The sequence below is a fragment of the Brevundimonas subvibrioides ATCC 15264 genome (assembly GCF_000144605.1).
GTDB lineage: Bacteria > Pseudomonadota > Alphaproteobacteria > Caulobacterales > Caulobacteraceae > Brevundimonas > Brevundimonas subvibrioides.
Map to the genome: position 1 here is coordinate 24,519 of NC_014375.1, position 15,098 is coordinate 39,616.

At 68.4% G+C, this 15,098-nt stretch carries 14 protein-coding genes; 7 read left to right on the forward strand and 7 right to left on the reverse strand.

The window, feature by feature from the left end; genetic code table 11:
* The first annotated feature begins 30 nt into the window (after positions 1-30).
* A complete protein-coding gene (gene rlmN / locus BRESU_RS00110) occupies positions 31-1,188 on the forward strand; it encodes a dual-specificity RNA methyltransferase RlmN (RefSeq protein WP_013267441.1) in 1,158 nt (385 codons plus the stop codon).
* Here rlmN and argJ read toward each other — a convergent pair.
* Together argJ and BRESU_RS00120 are read right to left on the reverse strand one after the other, a co-directional pair.
* Positions 1,185-2,585 (reverse strand): bifunctional glutamate N-acetyltransferase/amino-acid acetyltransferase ArgJ, encoded by a 1,401-nt coding sequence (gene argJ / locus BRESU_RS00115; RefSeq protein ID WP_013267442.1) that lies wholly within the window; start codon positions 2,583-2,585, stop codon positions 1,185-1,187. The two genes, rlmN and argJ, sit on opposite strands and share 4 nt — an antisense overlap.
* On the reverse strand, positions 2,582-3,535 hold the full coding sequence (locus tag BRESU_RS00120) for a foldase protein PrsA (protein ID WP_013267443.1): 954 nt from the start codon (positions 3,533-3,535) through the stop codon (positions 2,582-2,584). Before BRESU_RS00120 ends, argJ begins: the two co-directional genes overlap by 4 nt.
* A 230-nt stretch (positions 3,536-3,765) precedes the next feature.
* Between BRESU_RS00120 and secA the strand changes: the two genes are divergently transcribed.
* Together secA and BRESU_RS00130 are read left to right on the forward strand one after the other, a co-directional pair.
* Positions 3,766-6,621 carry a preprotein translocase subunit SecA gene (secA, locus tag BRESU_RS00125; RefSeq protein WP_013267444.1) on the forward strand — a complete coding sequence of 952 codons (2,856 nt, stop codon included), beginning with the start codon at positions 3,766-3,768 and terminating at the stop codon, positions 6,619-6,621.
* 96 nt (positions 6,622-6,717) lie between these two features.
* On the forward strand, positions 6,718-7,884 hold the full coding sequence (locus tag BRESU_RS00130) for an aminotransferase class V-fold PLP-dependent enzyme (RefSeq protein WP_013267445.1): 1,167 nt from the start codon (positions 6,718-6,720) through the stop codon (positions 7,882-7,884).
* A 7-nt stretch (positions 7,885-7,891) separates the two neighbouring features.
* Here the strand turns inward: BRESU_RS00130 and BRESU_RS00135 are convergent, their stop codons facing one another.
* The gene (locus BRESU_RS00135) at positions 7,892-8,797 is read right to left on the reverse strand and encodes a hypothetical protein (protein ID WP_013267446.1); all 906 of its coding nucleotides are present in this window, start codon (positions 8,795-8,797) and stop codon (positions 7,892-7,894) included.
* Between the two features lie 180 nt (positions 8,798-8,977).
* Here BRESU_RS00135 and BRESU_RS17715 point away from each other — a divergent pair, with 180 nt between their 5' ends.
* From BRESU_RS17715 to BRESU_RS00145, 3 genes are read left to right on the forward strand one after another with little or no spacing between them, the layout of a single operon-like run.
* Entirely contained in the window at positions 8,978-9,109 is a 132-nt protein-coding gene (locus BRESU_RS17715) for a hypothetical protein (protein WP_013267447.1), read from the forward strand.
* Positions 9,106-9,318: a hypothetical protein gene (locus tag BRESU_RS00140; RefSeq protein ID WP_013267448.1), complete on the forward strand. Its 213-nt coding sequence runs from the start codon at positions 9,106-9,108 to the stop codon at positions 9,316-9,318. Before BRESU_RS17715 ends, BRESU_RS00140 begins: the two co-directional genes overlap by 4 nt.
* A complete protein-coding gene (locus tag BRESU_RS00145; RefSeq protein WP_041761135.1) occupies positions 9,315-9,500 on the forward strand; it encodes a hypothetical protein in 186 nt (61 codons plus the stop codon). The genes BRESU_RS00140 and BRESU_RS00145 overlap by 4 nt, the downstream gene beginning before the upstream one ends.
* Positions 9,501-9,532: 32 nt before the next feature.
* Here BRESU_RS00145 and BRESU_RS00150 read toward each other — a convergent pair whose 3' ends face one another.
* The 4 genes from BRESU_RS00150 to BRESU_RS00165 form a co-directional block, all read right to left on the reverse strand.
* Complete coding sequence (locus BRESU_RS00150; RefSeq protein ID WP_013267449.1) at positions 9,533-11,185, reverse strand: methyl-accepting chemotaxis protein; 1,653 nt, start codon at positions 11,183-11,185, stop codon at positions 9,533-9,535.
* A gap of 80 nt (positions 11,186-11,265) precedes the next feature.
* Positions 11,266-12,768, reverse strand: a complete 1,503-nt coding sequence (locus BRESU_RS00155) for a CoA-acylating methylmalonate-semialdehyde dehydrogenase (protein WP_013267450.1) — start codon at positions 12,766-12,768, stop codon at positions 11,266-11,268.
* A 189-nt stretch (positions 12,769-12,957) separates the two neighbouring features.
* Entirely contained in the window at positions 12,958-13,530 is a 573-nt protein-coding gene (locus BRESU_RS00160; RefSeq protein ID WP_013267451.1) for a cob(I)yrinic acid a,c-diamide adenosyltransferase, read from the reverse strand.
* 15 nt (positions 13,531-13,545) lie between these two features.
* Entirely contained in the window at positions 13,546-13,752 is a 207-nt protein-coding gene (locus BRESU_RS00165) for a twin transmembrane helix small protein (RefSeq protein ID WP_013267452.1), read from the reverse strand.
* A gap of 133 nt (positions 13,753-13,885) precedes the next feature.
* Between BRESU_RS00165 and BRESU_RS00170 the strand changes: the two genes are divergently transcribed.
* Entirely contained in the window at positions 13,886-15,010 is a 1,125-nt protein-coding gene (locus BRESU_RS00170; protein WP_013267453.1) for a hypothetical protein, read from the forward strand.
* Positions 15,011-15,098: the final 88 nt, after the last annotated feature.

Sequence of the window (15,098 nt, forward strand, 5' to 3'; positions counted from 1 at the left end):
CCCCCTCCCCTCCCTTCAGGATCATCGCCCGTGAGCGTCACGCTCGACCTGTCCCGCGTTTCTGCCTCGGCCCCCAGGGCCCCCGTCAACCTCAGCGGTCTGACGCGTGCGGGCCTGCGGCAGGCCCTGATCGACGCCGACATCTGCCCGCCGGAAAAGGCGAAGATGCGCGCCAGCCAGGTGTGGGGCTGGATCCACCATTTCGGCGTCACCGACTTCGACGCCATGACGAACATGGCCAAGGACGCCAAGGCGAAGATGGCGGCCGCCTTCACCCTGGCCCGGCCCGAGATCGTCGAGCGCCAGGTCTCGGCCGACGGCACGCGCAAATGGCTGATCCGCACCGCCCCCGGCATCGAGATCGAGACCGTCTACATCCCCGACGTCGGCCGGGCGGGAGCCCTGTGCGTCTCGTCCCAGGTGGGCTGCACGCTCAACTGCACCTTCTGCCACACGGGCACCCAGGCCCTGGTCCGCAATCTCACCGCGGCCGAGATCGTGGCCCAGGTCCAGGTGGCGCGCGACGACCTGAACGAATGGCCGTCGCCCAAGGAAGACCGCCGCCTGTCCAACATCGTCTTCATGGGCATGGGCGAGCCGCTCTACAATCTGGACCACGTGTCGGACGCCATCGACATCATCTCGGACAACGAGGGCATCGCCCTGTCGCGCCGCCGGATCACGGTCTCGACCTCGGGCGTGGTGCCTCAGCTGGAGCCCTTGGGCACCCGGACCCAGGCCATGCTGGCCATCAGCCTGCACGCCACCAACGATGCGCTGCGCGACGTCCTGGTGCCGCTGAACAAGAAATATCCGCTGCAACAGCTGATGGACGGCATCCGCGCCTATCCGGGCATCTCGAACGCCCGGCGCGTGACCTTCGAATATGTGATGCTGAAGGGCGTCAACGACAGCCCCGACGAGGCCCGCGCCCTGGTCAAGCTGATCGAAGGCATCCCCGCCAAGGTCAACCTGATCCCCTTCAACCCCTGGCCCGGCACCGACTATGAATGCTCGGACTGGAAGACGATCGAGCGGTTCGCGGCGATCCTGAACAAGGCCGGCTACGCCAGCCCGATCCGGACCCCGCGCGGGCGGGACATCCTGGCGGCCTGCGGCCAGCTGAAGTCCGAGAGCGAGAAGGTCCGGGCCAGCGCGCTCAGGAAGGCCGAGCAGGCGGCGGCCTAGCTCCGGTAATCTCCGTTGATCTCGATGTAGCCCTTGGTCAGATCGCAGGTCCAGACGGTCGCGGAGGCGCGGCCGGAGCCGACGTCCACGCTGATCTCGATCTCGGATTTCTTCATATAGGCGCCCATCTTCGCCTCGTCGTAGGTCGGGGATACGGCCCCGTCGACGGCCGCCACGTTCGGCCCGAAGCGGATGGCCAGGTGGTCGCGGTCGACGGGTTCCTCGGTCTTGCCGACGGCCATGACGACCCGGCCCCAGTTGGCGTCCTCGCCGGCGATGGCGGTCTTGACCAGCGGGCTGTCGGCGATCGACTTGGCGAGCTTGCGCGCCGAGGCGGGGCTGGCGGCGCCGTCCACGGTCACGCGGACGAACTTGGTCGCGCCCTCGCCGTCGCGGACCAGCTGGTGCGCCAGGTCCAGCATGACCTTGTCGAGCGCGGCTGAGAACTCCTTCAGCCGGCGGTCGCCCAGACGGCCGATGCGCGGCGCGCCCGATGCCCCGGTGGCGAACAGCAGGCAGGTGTCGTTGGTCGAGGTGTCGCCGTCAACCGTCACCGAGTTGAAGGTCGTGCGTACATGAAGGCCCAGCATGGCCCGCAGCACGTTCGGATGGATGCTGGCGTCGGTGACGATGAAGGCCAGCATGGTCGCCATGTCCGGCGCGATCATGCCCGAACCCTTGGCGATCCCGGCGATCCGCACCTTGACCCCATCGATGCGGCACTCGGCGTACGACCCCTTGGGGAAGGTGTCGGTGGTCATGATGCCCCGACCGGCCGCCGCCCACTGCTCGGTCGGCGTCGTGTCGCCGTCCAGCTTCGTCTCGATCTCGCCCAGCCTGGCCGCGATCTTCCGGTCGTCCAGCAGGACGCCGATGACGCCGGTCGAGGCCAGCATGACGTCGCGCTGGCGACAGCCGAACCGCTTGGCGACTTCGGAGGCCGTTCGGCGGGCGGCATCGGCCCCCGCCTTGCCGGTGAAGGCGTTGGCGCAGCCGGCGTTGACGACCAGGGCGCGCACGTCCTCGCCGCCACTCGCCCCGTCCAGATGCCGCTTGCACCAGTCGACGGGGGCCGAGCCGATCTTGTGGCGGGTGAAGACGCCGGCGCAGGTCGTGCCCCGGGCGAAGCGGAACACCACCAGGTCGTCGCGCTCGTGCTTGTAGAAGCCCGCGCGGGCCGTGGTGATCTCGACCCCGCCGACGGGCGGGATGGTCGGGAAGGGCACGGCGAGGGGCGACACCTTCAGCCCGGGCTTGCCGGGGGCGGCGGCCGGACTGGCGGCCTGGGCCGGCTGGGTCGCCTTGCGGATCGCTGTGGCGAACGGGTCCAGCGCCTTCTCGAACGCCTGTTCGATGGCCTTGCCGGTCGAGACGGGCTTCTTCGGATCGCCGCTCACTGGGCAGCCGCCGTCGGAGCGGGAGCGGGGGCGGTCGCGGAAGCCGTCGGTGCGGGCGCCGCAGCGGCGCGCGGGGCCGAGGCGGGCTCCTGGGGGGCATTGCCCTCGGCGGCCAGCAGAACGTCGACCTTGGCCTTGCCGCGCAGTTCCTCCAGCAGCTGACGCACGCCTTCGTAGGTCAGGTAGCGCACGATCTGGGGCCGGGCCTGATCCAGGGTCGGCGGGCTTTCGCGACGCCGGTCCTCGACGCGCAGGACGGCCCAGCCGCCCTCGGTCTGGAACGGCCCGACGGTGGAGCCCGCGGGCGCGTCGCGCAGGGCCCCGGCATAGGCCTGGGGCATGACGTCGGCGGTCGAATAGCCGAGATCGCCGCCGGAGAACCGGGTGGCCTCGTCGATCGAACGCTCCTGCGCCACGGCCTCGAACGAGGCCCCCTGCCCCAGGATGCCGATGACGGCATCGGCCTCGGGCTTGGTACGCGACAGGATCAGCCGGACGCGGATCTCCTCCGACGTGCGGGCGAGACGCAGCTGCTCCTGGTACAGGGTCTGGACGGCCTGGTCGTTGATGCGGCCGTTGACGACGTTCTCGACCAGCATGTCGCCCAGGATCCGCTCGCGGGTCGCCTCCAGCCGCCGCTGGGCGAGGGCGGAATTGTCGAGCCCCCGCCGCTCGGCCTCGCGGGCCAGAAGTTTCTGATCGACCACCTCGTCCAGCACCCGCCGGAACAGGTTGGAGGTGATGTCGAGCGGCTCGCCCTCGCCCACCAGTCCCTGCGCCACAGCCTCGCGCTTGACGTCGGAGGCCCAGATCGTCTGGTCCTGGACCCTGGCCACGGCCCGGTCGCCCGGCTCCGGCGGCTGGTCGTCTCCCCCGCCGCGACCGCACGCAGCCAGCGCCAGAACGGCGCTGAAGGCGATCAAAACGAGGGGGTTGCGCGAATGTCGCATCGGACGCTCCGTCCCGACTGAAGGGGTCCAAACGCCGGGCTGAAAAGCCCCTCGCGTTGACAGGGGTAGGGTCGGTGCTTAAGTCCCGCCTGCGCCCAAGTCGAGGGGTTTTCGATCGTTTGCGCGGCGTGTTTCGCCGCCTCGCCCGGCAGCCACTCACGCGGCGTTCATCGACGCCCGTTCAGGGCATTCCCAGAGTGATCGACCGCTCGACCGTTTCCGGACCGCCCATGCTCGGCTTTGCCAAGAAATTCTTCGGCTCTTCCAACGACCGCAAGGTCAAGGACTTCATGGGCCGGGTCCAGAAGATCAATGCGCTGGAGCCTCGCTACGCCGCCCTGTCGGACGACGAGCTGCGCATGATGACCCAGACCTTCAAGGACCGGGTCGCGGCCGGCGAGAGCCTGGACAAGCTGCTGGACGACGCCTTCGCCGTGTCGCGCGAGGCGTCCAAGCGGGTCCTGGGCCAGCGCCAGTACGATGTGCAGCTGACCGGCGGCATGATCCTGCACGAGGGCGGCATCGCCGAGATGCGCACCGGCGAGGGCAAGACCCTGGTCGCCGTGGCCCCGGTGTATCTGAACGCCCTGTCGGGCAAGGGCGTCCACGTCATCACCGTCAACGACTATCTGGCCCGGCGCGACGCCGAGTGGATGGGCCGGGTCTACCGGTTCCTGGGTCTCGAGGTCGGCGTGATCGTCAACGGCCTGAGCCAGGGCCAGCGCCAGGCGTCCTACAACGCCGACATCACCTACGGCACCAACAACGAATTCGGCTTCGACTATCTGCGCGACAACCTGGTCTATGACCGCCGCGAGATGGTGCAGCGTCCGCATCATTTCGCCATCGTCGACGAGGTCGACTCCATCCTGATCGACGAGGCGCGCACGCCCCTGATCATCTCGGGCCCGACCGAGGACCGTTCGGACCTGTACAAGATCTGCGACGCCCTGGTGAAGGACCTGATCAAGGACCCGACGACCTTCGATCTCGACGAGAAGCAGCGCCAGTCGCTGCTGACCGAAGAAGGCTCCGAGAAGATCGAGCAGCTGCTGGAAGAGGGCGGACACTTCGCCGAGGACACCACCGGCCTGTACGACGCCGCCAACATCAGCCTGGTCCACCACGTCAACCAGGCCCTGCGCGCCAACACCCTGTACCAGAAGGACAAGGACTACATCATCAAGGCCGGAGAGGTCGTCCTGATCGACGAGTTCACGGGCCGGATGATGACCGGTCGCCGCCTGTCCGAAGGCCTGCACCAGGCCATCGAGGCCAAGGAGGACGTCAAGATCCAGCCCGAGAACCAGACCCTGGCCTCGGTGACGATCCAGAACTATTTCCGCCTGTACGAAAAGCTGTCGGGCATGACCGGCACCGCCGCGACCGAGGCCCAGGAATTCAGCGACATCTATCAGATGGACGTGCTGGAGGTTCCGACCAACCGCCCGGTCCAGCGCATCGACTATGACGACGAGGTCTACCGGACCTATGCCGAGAAGGTTCAGGCCATCGCGCGCCAGATCGCCGAGTGCCGCGAGCGCGGCCAGCCGATCCTGGTCGGCACCGTCTCGATCGAGAAGTCCGAACAGCTGTCGGAGATCCTGAACAACTACGAGCACAAGGTGGAGGTGTCGCGCACGCTGAAGCCCGAGTTCGCGGGCAAGGACAAGGAGGCCGCCAAGATCGGCGACGCCGCCTGGGACATCAAATACGAGACCAAGTTCAAGGGCATCCCGCACAACGTTCTGAACGCCCGCCAGCACGAGCAGGAAGCCTTCATCGTCGCCGACGCGGGCCTGCCCGGCGCGGTCACGATCGCCACCAACATGGCCGGCCGCGGCACCGACATCCAGCTGGGCGGCAACCTCGAGATGCGTCTCGACAAGTACCGTCTGGACCAGCGCAACATGGCCGTGGAGGTCACGCCCGAGATGCTGGCCGCCGAAGAGGCCCGGCTGAAGGCCGACATCGCCGTCCAGAAGAAGATCGCCCTGGATGCCGGCGGCCTGTTCGTCCTGGGCACCGAGCGTCACGAAAGCCGCCGCATCGACAACCAGCTGCGCGGCCGGACGGGCCGTCAGGGCGACCCCGGCACGTCGAAATTCTTCCTGTGCTGCGAGGACGACCTGCTGCGCATCTTCGCCGGCGACCGGCTGGACGCGATCATGCGCAACTTCGGTGTCGCCGAGGGCGAGGCGATCAGCCACCCGTGGCTGAACCGCGCCGTCGAGACCGCCCAGAAGCGGGTCGAGACGCGCAACTACGACATCCGCAAGAACCTGCTGAAGTACGACGACGTCGTGAACGACCAGCGCAAGGCCGTGTTCGAGCAGCGCCAGGAGTTCATGGACTCCGACGACCTGTCCGAACTGGTCGGCGAATTCCGCCGCGACGTGGTCACCGACCTGGTCGACCGCTTCATGCCGCCCAAGGCCTATGCCGAACAGTGGGACATCGACGGCCTGGACGAGAAGGTGAAGTCGACCCTGGGGCTCGACCTGCCGCTGCACGACTGGGCCGCCGAGGAAGGCGTGTCCAACGAGGAGGTCGAGCAGCGTCTGCAGGACGCCGCCGACGCCCGCGCCGCCGAACGGCTGGAGCAGCTGGGGGCCGACCAGACCCGCGGTCTGGAGAAGCAGTTCCTGATGCAGATGATCGACATGCAGTGGCGCGAGCACCTGGTGCATCTGGACCACCTGCGCGGCGTCATCGGCCTGCGCGGCTATGGCCAGCGCGATCCGCTGAACGAGTACAAGACCGAGGCCTTCAGCCTGTTCGAAACGCTCCTGCACGAGCTGCGGCACAATGTGACGCGCTGGCTGATGACGGTGGAGTTCCGCTTCGAGCAGCCGCCGGCGATGGAGATGCCCGAGTTCCAGGAAATCCACCTGAACCCCGGGACCGGCGTCAACGAGATGGCCGATCCGCTGGCCCAGAACCCGGAGGGCCAGGTGACGGGCGACGACCGTGCACGCCTGCCCGTCGAGCTTCTGCCCGCCGGCTGGGAACGGACGGCCCGCAACTCGGACTGCCCGTGCGGCTCGGGTCGCAAGTTCAAGCACTGCCACGGCGCGCTGGTCTAAGGCACCACCGCTTGGTAGCCGTGGCGCGCGACTTGAGCGCCGACGGCGGGACGGGTTGCCGTGACGCGCGTTGAAGAAGGGTCTTCAGGAGTTCGCATGACTTACAAGCCCCTCTTCTCCCGCGCCCTGGAGCTCGATCCGGAGCGGCTTCATTTCGCGGCCCACAGCCATCATCTGTGGCCCGACGCCTCCTTCGACGGACAGGTGCGGGCCTGGGTCGAGGCGAACCATTTCGCCGACCGGAAATGGGACCTGATCCTGGGCGACGTGGTGCCCGAGGCGCAGAAGCATGTGGCCCGCGAGCTGAATCTGCCGGACCCGGAGACGGTCGTCTTCGCGCCGAACACCCACGATTTCCTGATCCGCGTCTTTTCCGGCTGGGAAACGAAGCCCGTCCGCATCCTGACGACGGACGGTGAGTTCCACGCCTTCCGCCGACAGGCCGAACGCTGGGAAGAGAGCGGCGAGGCGGTCGTCACCCGCGTGCCGCTGGAGCCGTTCGAGACCTTCGATGCGCGCTTCACGGCGGCGGCGCAGGCCGGCGGTCATGATGTGATCTTCGTGAGTCAGGTCTTCTTCAAGACGGGCCAGGCGATCGGTTGCATCGACGATCTGGCGGCGCTGGCCCGGCCCGAAGGACCGTGGGTGATCGTCGACGGCTATCACGGCTTCATGGCCACGCCGACAGACCTGTCGGCCGTGGCGGACCGCATCTTCTATGTCTCGGGCGGCTACAAATACGCCATGACCGGCGAAGGGGCGGGCTTCCTGCACGCGCCCGCAGGGTTCTGCGAACGCCCCGTGGTCACGGGCTGGTTCGCCGAGTTCGGCAACCTGATGGGACCGCCGGAAGGGGTCCAGTACCGCGCCGATGCCGGCCGCTTCTGGGGGGCGACCTTCGATTCCACGCCCCTGTACCGGTTCAACGCCGTGCGCCGGATGCTGGATGAGCAGGGCCTGACGACCGCCGCCATATCCGCCCATGCCGACAGGCTCTCGGCCCGGTTCGCGAAGGCGCTGGCGGCCGGGGAGTGCGGACGCCTGGGCGAGGCAGTGATCCTGAACCCGGTCGCGGGCGACAACGCGCCTCGCGCCCGATTCCTGGCGCTGAAGCACAAGGACGCCCAGGCCTGGCGGGCGCGCCTGCTGGAGGCCAACGTCGTCACCGACGTGCGCGACGAGGTCATCCGCTTCGGCTTCGGGCTCTACCAGGACGAAGACGACGTCGAACGCCTGATCCAGACCTGCAGTCGCCTGTTCTGACGTCGCCCTAGAAGAAGGTCGTGTCTTCCTGCTGCGTCGGCTGAGGCGGCGCGGTCGGCTGGCTGGGCCGGGTCGGGGTCGCGCGGGGCGGGGTCGCGGGCGCGCCCGGGGCTCCCGCGGGCGGGACCGGCTGGCCGGGCGCGACTTGGCCATCGACGGGCGGGATGCCCGGCAGGGTCGGATAGGGCAGGCTGCCGGGCGCGGCCGGACCGGGAACGCCCGGCGGCACCGGATCGCCGGGCTCGTCCAGGCCGGTCGGAGCCACGGCGTCGGGTGCGTCGAAGTCGTCGCGGATGAAGGCCCAGGACCGGGCGTCGGAACAGGCGCAGGCCTTCATGAACCCCTCGCGGTCGCGCCAGATGACCAGCGGATAGCCGGTCGGCACGCCGGCATCGCGCAGCAGGTCGGTCAGCTTCTCCACGAAGGCCCGGCTGGCATCGACCACGGCCGAGCGCGCGAGGTTCCCGTCCGCCGCCGGGATGCCCGCCGCCGTCCAGTTGGCGGCCGGGGTGGCGGTCCAGCGCTGATACAGGCTCCAGTCGCGGCTCAGCCACAGCTCCGCGACCGTGGCGCGCTCGGCACCCGTGGACAGGGCCTGGCCTTCCCGGTCGGGGCGGGCAAACACGACGACACGGACCTCCACGCCACCGGCGCGCAGCTTCTCGGTTTCCTCGCGTTCGTATCGCTGGCTGGCGGCGCTGTCGCGATAGCCGATGATGTACAGCGGCTGGCCGCCGCCGCCCTCGGACACCCAGGACGACTCGTCCAGCAGGCGCTGGATTTCGGCCTGGTTGCGCGCGACCGTGACCGGCTGGAACCGCGCATAGAAGTTCCAGTAGGCCCAGTAGCCGCCGCCGGCGATTGTCAGGCCGATAACGACCGCCAGGGCGGACCAGATCAGGAAACGACGCATGCGGGGAGGCACTCCAGCTTCAGCATATCGGCCAGCCTAACGTTTAACACCGAATTGCGTCGCTTCGCACACCGCGCAGGCGAGCCCGGCTTATGCCGGCCTTATCCGCCCGCCCCCGTTCGGCATAGCGACCTTACGGCCATCGGGTGTCCTGTCCGGTCCTGATCGAAGGAGATCGTGATGAACCGAAATGCCCTCGTGGTCGAAAGCCTGAGAAAGCCCGCCGCGCCGTCGCGGAGCGTCTGGTCGATGGCGCTGGTGATGATCGGCACCGCCTTTGGCGCGCCGGTCCGCAGAGCTCCGGTCCGATGATGCAGGGGTCTGCCTTCTCCGGAGAACACCCTCGCGAGGTCCGGCCGCTGCGCTACGCCGTCCGCGCCCGGGCCGGCGGCTGGTCGGTCGTGCTGAACGGCTGCGCCACCCGACCGATCGCCGACCGGGCGCGGGCCGAGACCCTGGCCCGCGCGCTCCAGGCCGAGGCCGACGCTCTGCGGCACCAGTCGCTGGCGAAACCGTCGTGATCCCCGGGCCCGCCGCTCCACCGCCGGTCATCGAGGTCCGGTGCGTGGGTCCCCTGTGGCGGCTGTCGTCCACCGACGGTCTGCTTTCAGGCGCGTTCCGGGACCGCCGCGCAGCCCTGCGTCATGCCCGCGATGAAGCGGAGGCGCATCCGGGATATGTCGTGGTCCTGCGCGAGGGATGAGCCCGCCCGTCCGGTACATCTGCCGCCGGCGGTCAGAACGCCTCCCATTCGTCGGCCTTCAGCGCCGCATTGCCGACGACCGAAAGGGACCGGCTCGGCGGGGGGGCGGCGACCGCGCGGCCGCCCGTTTCGCGCGAGGCGGCGCCGAGGGTGAAGCGCTGGACCAGGGCGTTCATCCGGCCCGCCTCGCCCTTCAGGGAGTGGGAGGCCGCGGTGGTCTGTTCCACCATGGCCGCGTTCTGTTGCAGCATCTGGTCCATCTGCCCCACGGCGATGTTGACCTCGCCCAGACTGCTGGCCTGTTCCTGGGCGGAGGTGCTGATCTCCTTCACCAGACGGTCCACGACCGCGACCTGTTCAACGATCCGGGTCAGGCTCTCGCCGGTCTCGCCGACCAGGGCCACCCCTTGGCCGACTTGTTTGCCGGAGGTGGTGATCAGACCTTTGATCTCCTTGGCGGCGTCGGCCGAGCGCTGGGCCAGGGCCCGCACCTCGGAGGCCACGACGGCGAACCCGCGACCGGCATCCCCCGCCCGCGCAGCCTCGACCCCGGCGTTCAGGGCCAGAAGATTGGTCTGGAAGGCGATCTCCTCGATCACGCCGATGATCTGGCTGATCTCGCTGGACGAGGTCTCGATGGCCCCCATGGCGCCGATGGCGCGCTGGACCACCTCGCCCGAACGCGCCGCGTCCTCGCGGGCCGAGGCGACCGCCTGGGCCGCCTTCTGGGATCCGTCCGCCGTGCGCCGCACGGTCTCGGTGATCTCCTCCAGAGCCGCCGAAGTCTGTTCCAGCGAGGCCGCCTGCTGTTCGGAGCGCCGCGCCAGATCGTCTGACGCCGAGGCGATCTCCTCGGACCCGTTGAGCACGCCGCCGGCGGATCCCCGCACCGAGTTCATGGTCTCGCCGAGGGCGGCGATGGCCGCGTTGAAATCATCCTTGATCGACTGGAAGCGCGGCTCGACCGCGACGTCGATGCGCACCGTCAGGTCGCCGCCGGCGACGCGCTTCAGACCGGAGGCCAGAGCCTCGAACACCACCGTCTGTTCGCCTTCGGCCTTGTGGCGTTCGGCCTCGGCCGTCTCGCGCATCCGGGCCTGCTCGGCCTCGGCCGTCTGGCGGGCGGTCTCGGCCGCCACCCGACGGGCCTCCAGCGAGTCCAGATAGACCGAGATGGCCAGGTCCATGTCGAGCAGGCTGGCCTTCACCAGCACGCTGAGCTCGGCGGCGGTCGAGCCCGCGGTGGCCCCCTTGTGCGCGAGCGCGTGGCGGGGCCAGCGCTGGTCCAGAACCTTGCCGACCATCTGCTCCAGCACCACGGCGTAGCCGCCGATGTACCAGCGCGGCTCCAGCCCGATGCGGGCGTGAACTTCGCCGATGGTGTTCACGGCCTTGGCATAGGTGCCGTCGTATTCGCCGTCGGCGATCACCCCCCAGTGGTTCAGCTGCTTGGTGTGGGCCTTGCCGATATGCTTGTCGTCGGAGAAGAAGGCCCGCGTCGCCGGCGTGGCCCGGACACGGTCGTAGAAGGTATCGAGGGCCGCCGGCATGGCGTCCATGATCATGGGCTTCATCGCCTGGATGCGCCCGCGGGCGGCCGCATCCAGCTGCATGAAGTCCAGCCGTTCTTTCAGGCCCAGGTCGTCAGACACCGCGAAATCTCCCCCGGCACGGTCGTCGTGCATGGGGGGAAACTTCTCGCGGGAAAAATAACAACGCCTTTACAACGTCATAGGTAGAACTACGGACGCTGTTCGGTCGGTCGTTACGCCATCGTCGGGATCACGAAGGAACTGTCGGCGTGCTCCAAGTCCGAGTCGGGCCAGCGGGCGGTGACGGTCTTGACCTTCGTCCAGAACTTCACGCCCTCCATGCCGTGCTGGTTGGTATCGCCGAAGGCCGAGCGCTTCCAGCCGCCGAAGGTGTGATAGGCGACCGGCACCGGGATGGGCACATTGATGCCGACCATGCCGACGTTGACCCGGGCAGCGAAGTCGCGCGCCGCGCGGCCATTCTGGGTGAAGATGGCGACGCCGTTGCCGTACTGGTGCTTCGACGGCAGGCTCAGCGCCTCCTCGAAGCTGGCGGCGCGGACGATCTGCAGCACGGGGCCGAAGATCTCCTCCTTGTAGGACTCCATCTCGGGCGTGACGTGGTCGAACAGCGACGGGCCGATGAAATAGCCGCGCTCGTGGCCCTGAAGGCTGAAGCCGCGGCCGTCGACGACCAGTTCGGCACCGTCCTTGACGCCCTGGTCGATCCAGCCCTCGACGCGGGCCTTGTGCTGGGCCGTGACGACGGGGCCGTAGTGGGCGCCGGCGTCGGTGGAGACGCCGACCCGCATGGTCGGGATCTCGGCCACCATCCGCTCGCGCAGTTCGTCGGCGGTCTTCTTGCCCACGGGAACGACGACCGGCAGGGCCATGCAGCGCTCGCCGGCGCTGCCATAGGCGGCCCCCGACAGGTCCTTGATCACCTGGTCCATGTCCGCGTCGGGCAGGACGATGCCGTGGTTCTTGGCCCCGCCCATGGCCTGGACCCGCTTATGGTTGGCCGCGCCGGTCTGGTAGACATAGTGGGCGATGTCCGACGAGCCGACGAAGCTGATCGCATGGACCAGCGGATGCTCCAGGATGGCGTCGACCGCCGCCTTGTCGCCGTGGACGACGTTCAGCACCCCGGCGGGGGCCCCCGCCTCCATCATCAGCTCGGCCAGACGCACGGGCACCGACGGATCGCGCTCCGACGGCTTCAGGATGAAGGTGTTGCCGACCGCGATGGCCACGCCGAACATCCACATCGGGATCATGGCCGGGAAGTTGAACGGGGTGATGCCCGACACCACGCCCAGCGGCTGGCGCATCGAATAGACGTCGATGCCGGGGCCCGCGCCCCAGGTGTATTCGCCCTTCAGCGCATGCGGGATGCCGCAGGCGAACTCGATCACCTCCAGGCCCCGCTGGATGTCGCCCTTCGAGTCCGCGACCACCTTGCCGTGCTCCGACGACAGCAGTTCGGCCAGCTCGGTCATGTTGGCCTCGACCAGCCGCTTGAACTCGAACATCACCCGCGCGCGGCGCTGGGGGTTGGTCGAGGACCAGCCTTCGAAGGCGTTCTGCGCCGCCTGCACCGCGCGATCCATCTCGGCAACCGAGGCCAGCTGGACCCGCGCCTGGACCTCGCCCGTGTTGGGGTTGAACACGTCGGCGAACCGGCCGGACGACCCGGTGAAGGACGCGCCGTCGATGAAATGGTGGATGTCGCGCATGGCGTTTCCCTGGACCTGAATGTTCTTGATTGGCGGGCGGTTTAGCCGATCCTCCCCCCCAGGGGGAGGGGGACCGCCGCGTTCTTTACGCGGGGGTAGAGGGGGTAGGCCGCAGACATGGGCGTTTGCGTGGGCCCCCTCCGTCACTTCGCTTCGCTTCGTGCCACCTCCCCCAAGGGGGAGGATTAGTCACCGCGTCGAACCGGGAACCCATTTCACGTCGCCCGCGCCGTTCGCATTGGCGCGCCGGGCCGCCACGAACAGGTGGTCGGACAGCCGGTTCAGATAGCGCAGCGCCTCCGGCGTGACGGCCGCGCCCGCCTCCACGAGGCGGATGGTGTCGCGCTCGGCGCGCCGGGCGACCGTTCTGGCCAGGTGCAGATGCGCCGACAGGGGCGAACCGCCCGGCAGGATGAAACTGTCCAGCGCTTTCAGGCTCTCGTTCATCCAGTCGATCTCGGCCTCCAGCCGTTCGACCTGAGACGCCACCATGCGCAGGGCCTCCCATTTCGGGGCGGGATCGAGCGGGGTGGCCAGATCGGCGCCCAGATCGAACAGCTCGTTCTGGATGCGCCCCAGCATGGCGTCGATGCGGTCGTTCTGGCCCGAATGCAGGCGCGCCACGCCGATCACGGCGTTCAGCTCATCGACCGTGCCGTAGGCTTCCACGCGGGGATCGCTCTTGGACACGCGTTCGCCCGAGGCCAGGCCGGTGTCTCCACCGTCCCCCGTGCGGGTATAGATCTTGTTCAGGACGACCAAAGGCGTGTTCCTTGTTCAGCCGCCGTGGCTGGTCTTCCACCACAGCCCGGCCATCAGCAATACGACCGCCGTGGCCTGCAGGACGACGCGCAGGCGCATCAGCCGGTTGGAGTTGGAGCGCGCATAGTCCCCGCCGCGGAACAGCGAATAGATGCCGAAGCCCAGCACCACCGCGACGGCGAGGATGGCCAGCAGGATCAGGATGTTGAAGACGATGCTCATGAGCGCGTCCTTAATCCCGCTGAAGGCGCGACGCCAGCGGCAGCCACGCCGCACCCTTTAACGCCTCGCGAACCGTAGTTGTCTGCGCAGCCCTAACCTTTGCCGTGCAGGATATCGGGGTCAGGAGCCCCGATTGACCGACCGTGCCTTTCGAAATCTCGCCAATCTGCGCAAGTCCGCGTCCACCGCGCGCGTGCTGAACCTGCTGCACGTCTGGCGTCAGCATGGGCGCTCCGACGCGTGGAAATCCCAGCCCCTGTTCCGGAATCCCCTCCTGAACAAGGCCCTGATCATCAAGCACCGCCTGCGCCGCAACGAGATCGAACAGTTCCGTGTCCGCCGCTACGTCGCCACCAAGATCATCCTGCCGATCGACGACGGCGACCTGCGCGTGGGCGGCCGCTATCTGTTCGTTGACCAGATCGGGTTCGACAAGACGCTGGAGGAGAGCTTCGGCATCGCCCCGCACCATCCGGACCGGCGCACCCTGGCGCTGATCGACGAACTGCCGGGACTGGACCCCTTCCTGCTGCGCGAACAGCTGAGACGGAACGGCCAGACCCCGGCCGCCTGCTATTTCAACCTGTCCGAGGCCGATGTGGCGCGGATGACGGCCTTCGTGGCCGACGAGATCACGCCGCTGGTCGACCTGAGCCTGGGGTCGGACGTCGACCTGACGGCGGAGAACCCCGTGGCCCGGCTGACGGCCAAGATCATGTCCAACTCGGCCGGCGAGGACATGAGCGCGCTGGGCCAGACCCTTCAGCTCGCCCCCCACGAGTACGAGGAGGGCGTCTTCTGCTGGAAGGGGTTCCTCTACTACAAATGGGCCCTGCAGACGATCACGGGCCAGATCGGCGGCGTCGTCGACAGCGTGAGACGCGTCCGGGCGTCCGGCCGGGTGGACGCCGAACAGCATGCCGCGATCGACCGTGCCCGCGAACAGGTCCGTCGTCGGATCCTGCTGACCTGCGAGGCCACGGCCGACATGCTGCGGGTCTATGACGACGCGTTCCGGGGCCTGACGCAGGAAGGCCGGCCCACGGCCTTCCGCGACTTCCTGCGCGACGCGCCGCTGCTGTTCTCCCGGCTCGGGGAGCGACTGGGCGCGGTCCAGCATATCGTCAGCTTCTGGTCCTACCGCATGGCGCCCGACAAGGCCCCGCCCAACGCCGACGAATTGATCGACCTGCTGTCTGACTTCGAGATGAGCCTGTCGGGGCGGGAGAGGCCGGACATTCTGGCCCTCGCGGCCTGATGCCCGCAGGGGCGGGTCCCGGGGTCCCCCGGGGGCCAATGAAGGTTATCCTGTTGTAAAGCTGTAGCTTGTATCGACAGACCAGGAT

What these genes read in the sequence shown, in the direction of transcription:
- BRESU_RS00120 (WP_013267443.1), bottom strand. Translation starts at nt 3,535, where the DNA reads ATGCGACATTCGCGCAACCCCCTCGTTTTGATCGCCTTCAGCGCCGTT.
- secA (WP_013267444.1), top strand. Translation starts at nt 3,766, where the DNA reads ATGCTCGGCTTTGCCAAGAAATTCTTCGGCTCTTCCAACGACCGCAAG.
- BRESU_RS00130 (WP_013267445.1), top strand. Translation starts at nt 6,718, where the DNA reads ATGACTTACAAGCCCCTCTTCTCCCGCGCCCTGGAGCTCGATCCGGAG.
- BRESU_RS00135 (WP_013267446.1), bottom strand. Translation starts at nt 8,797, where the DNA reads ATGCGTCGTTTCCTGATCTGGTCCGCCCTGGCGGTCGTTATCGGCCTG.
- BRESU_RS17715 (WP_013267447.1), top strand. Translation starts at nt 8,978, where the DNA reads ATGAACCGAAATGCCCTCGTGGTCGAAAGCCTGAGAAAGCCCGCCGCG.
- BRESU_RS00140 (WP_013267448.1), top strand. Translation starts at nt 9,106, where the DNA reads ATGATGCAGGGGTCTGCCTTCTCCGGAGAACACCCTCGCGAGGTCCGG.
- BRESU_RS00150 (WP_013267449.1), bottom strand. Translation starts at nt 11,185, where the DNA reads ATGCACGACGACCGTGCCGGGGGAGATTTCGCGGTGTCTGACGACCTG.
- BRESU_RS00155 (WP_013267450.1), bottom strand. Translation starts at nt 12,768, where the DNA reads ATGCGCGACATCCACCATTTCATCGACGGCGCGTCCTTCACCGGGTCG.
- BRESU_RS00165 (WP_013267452.1), bottom strand. Translation starts at nt 13,752, where the DNA reads ATGAGCATCGTCTTCAACATCCTGATCCTGCTGGCCATCCTCGCCGTC.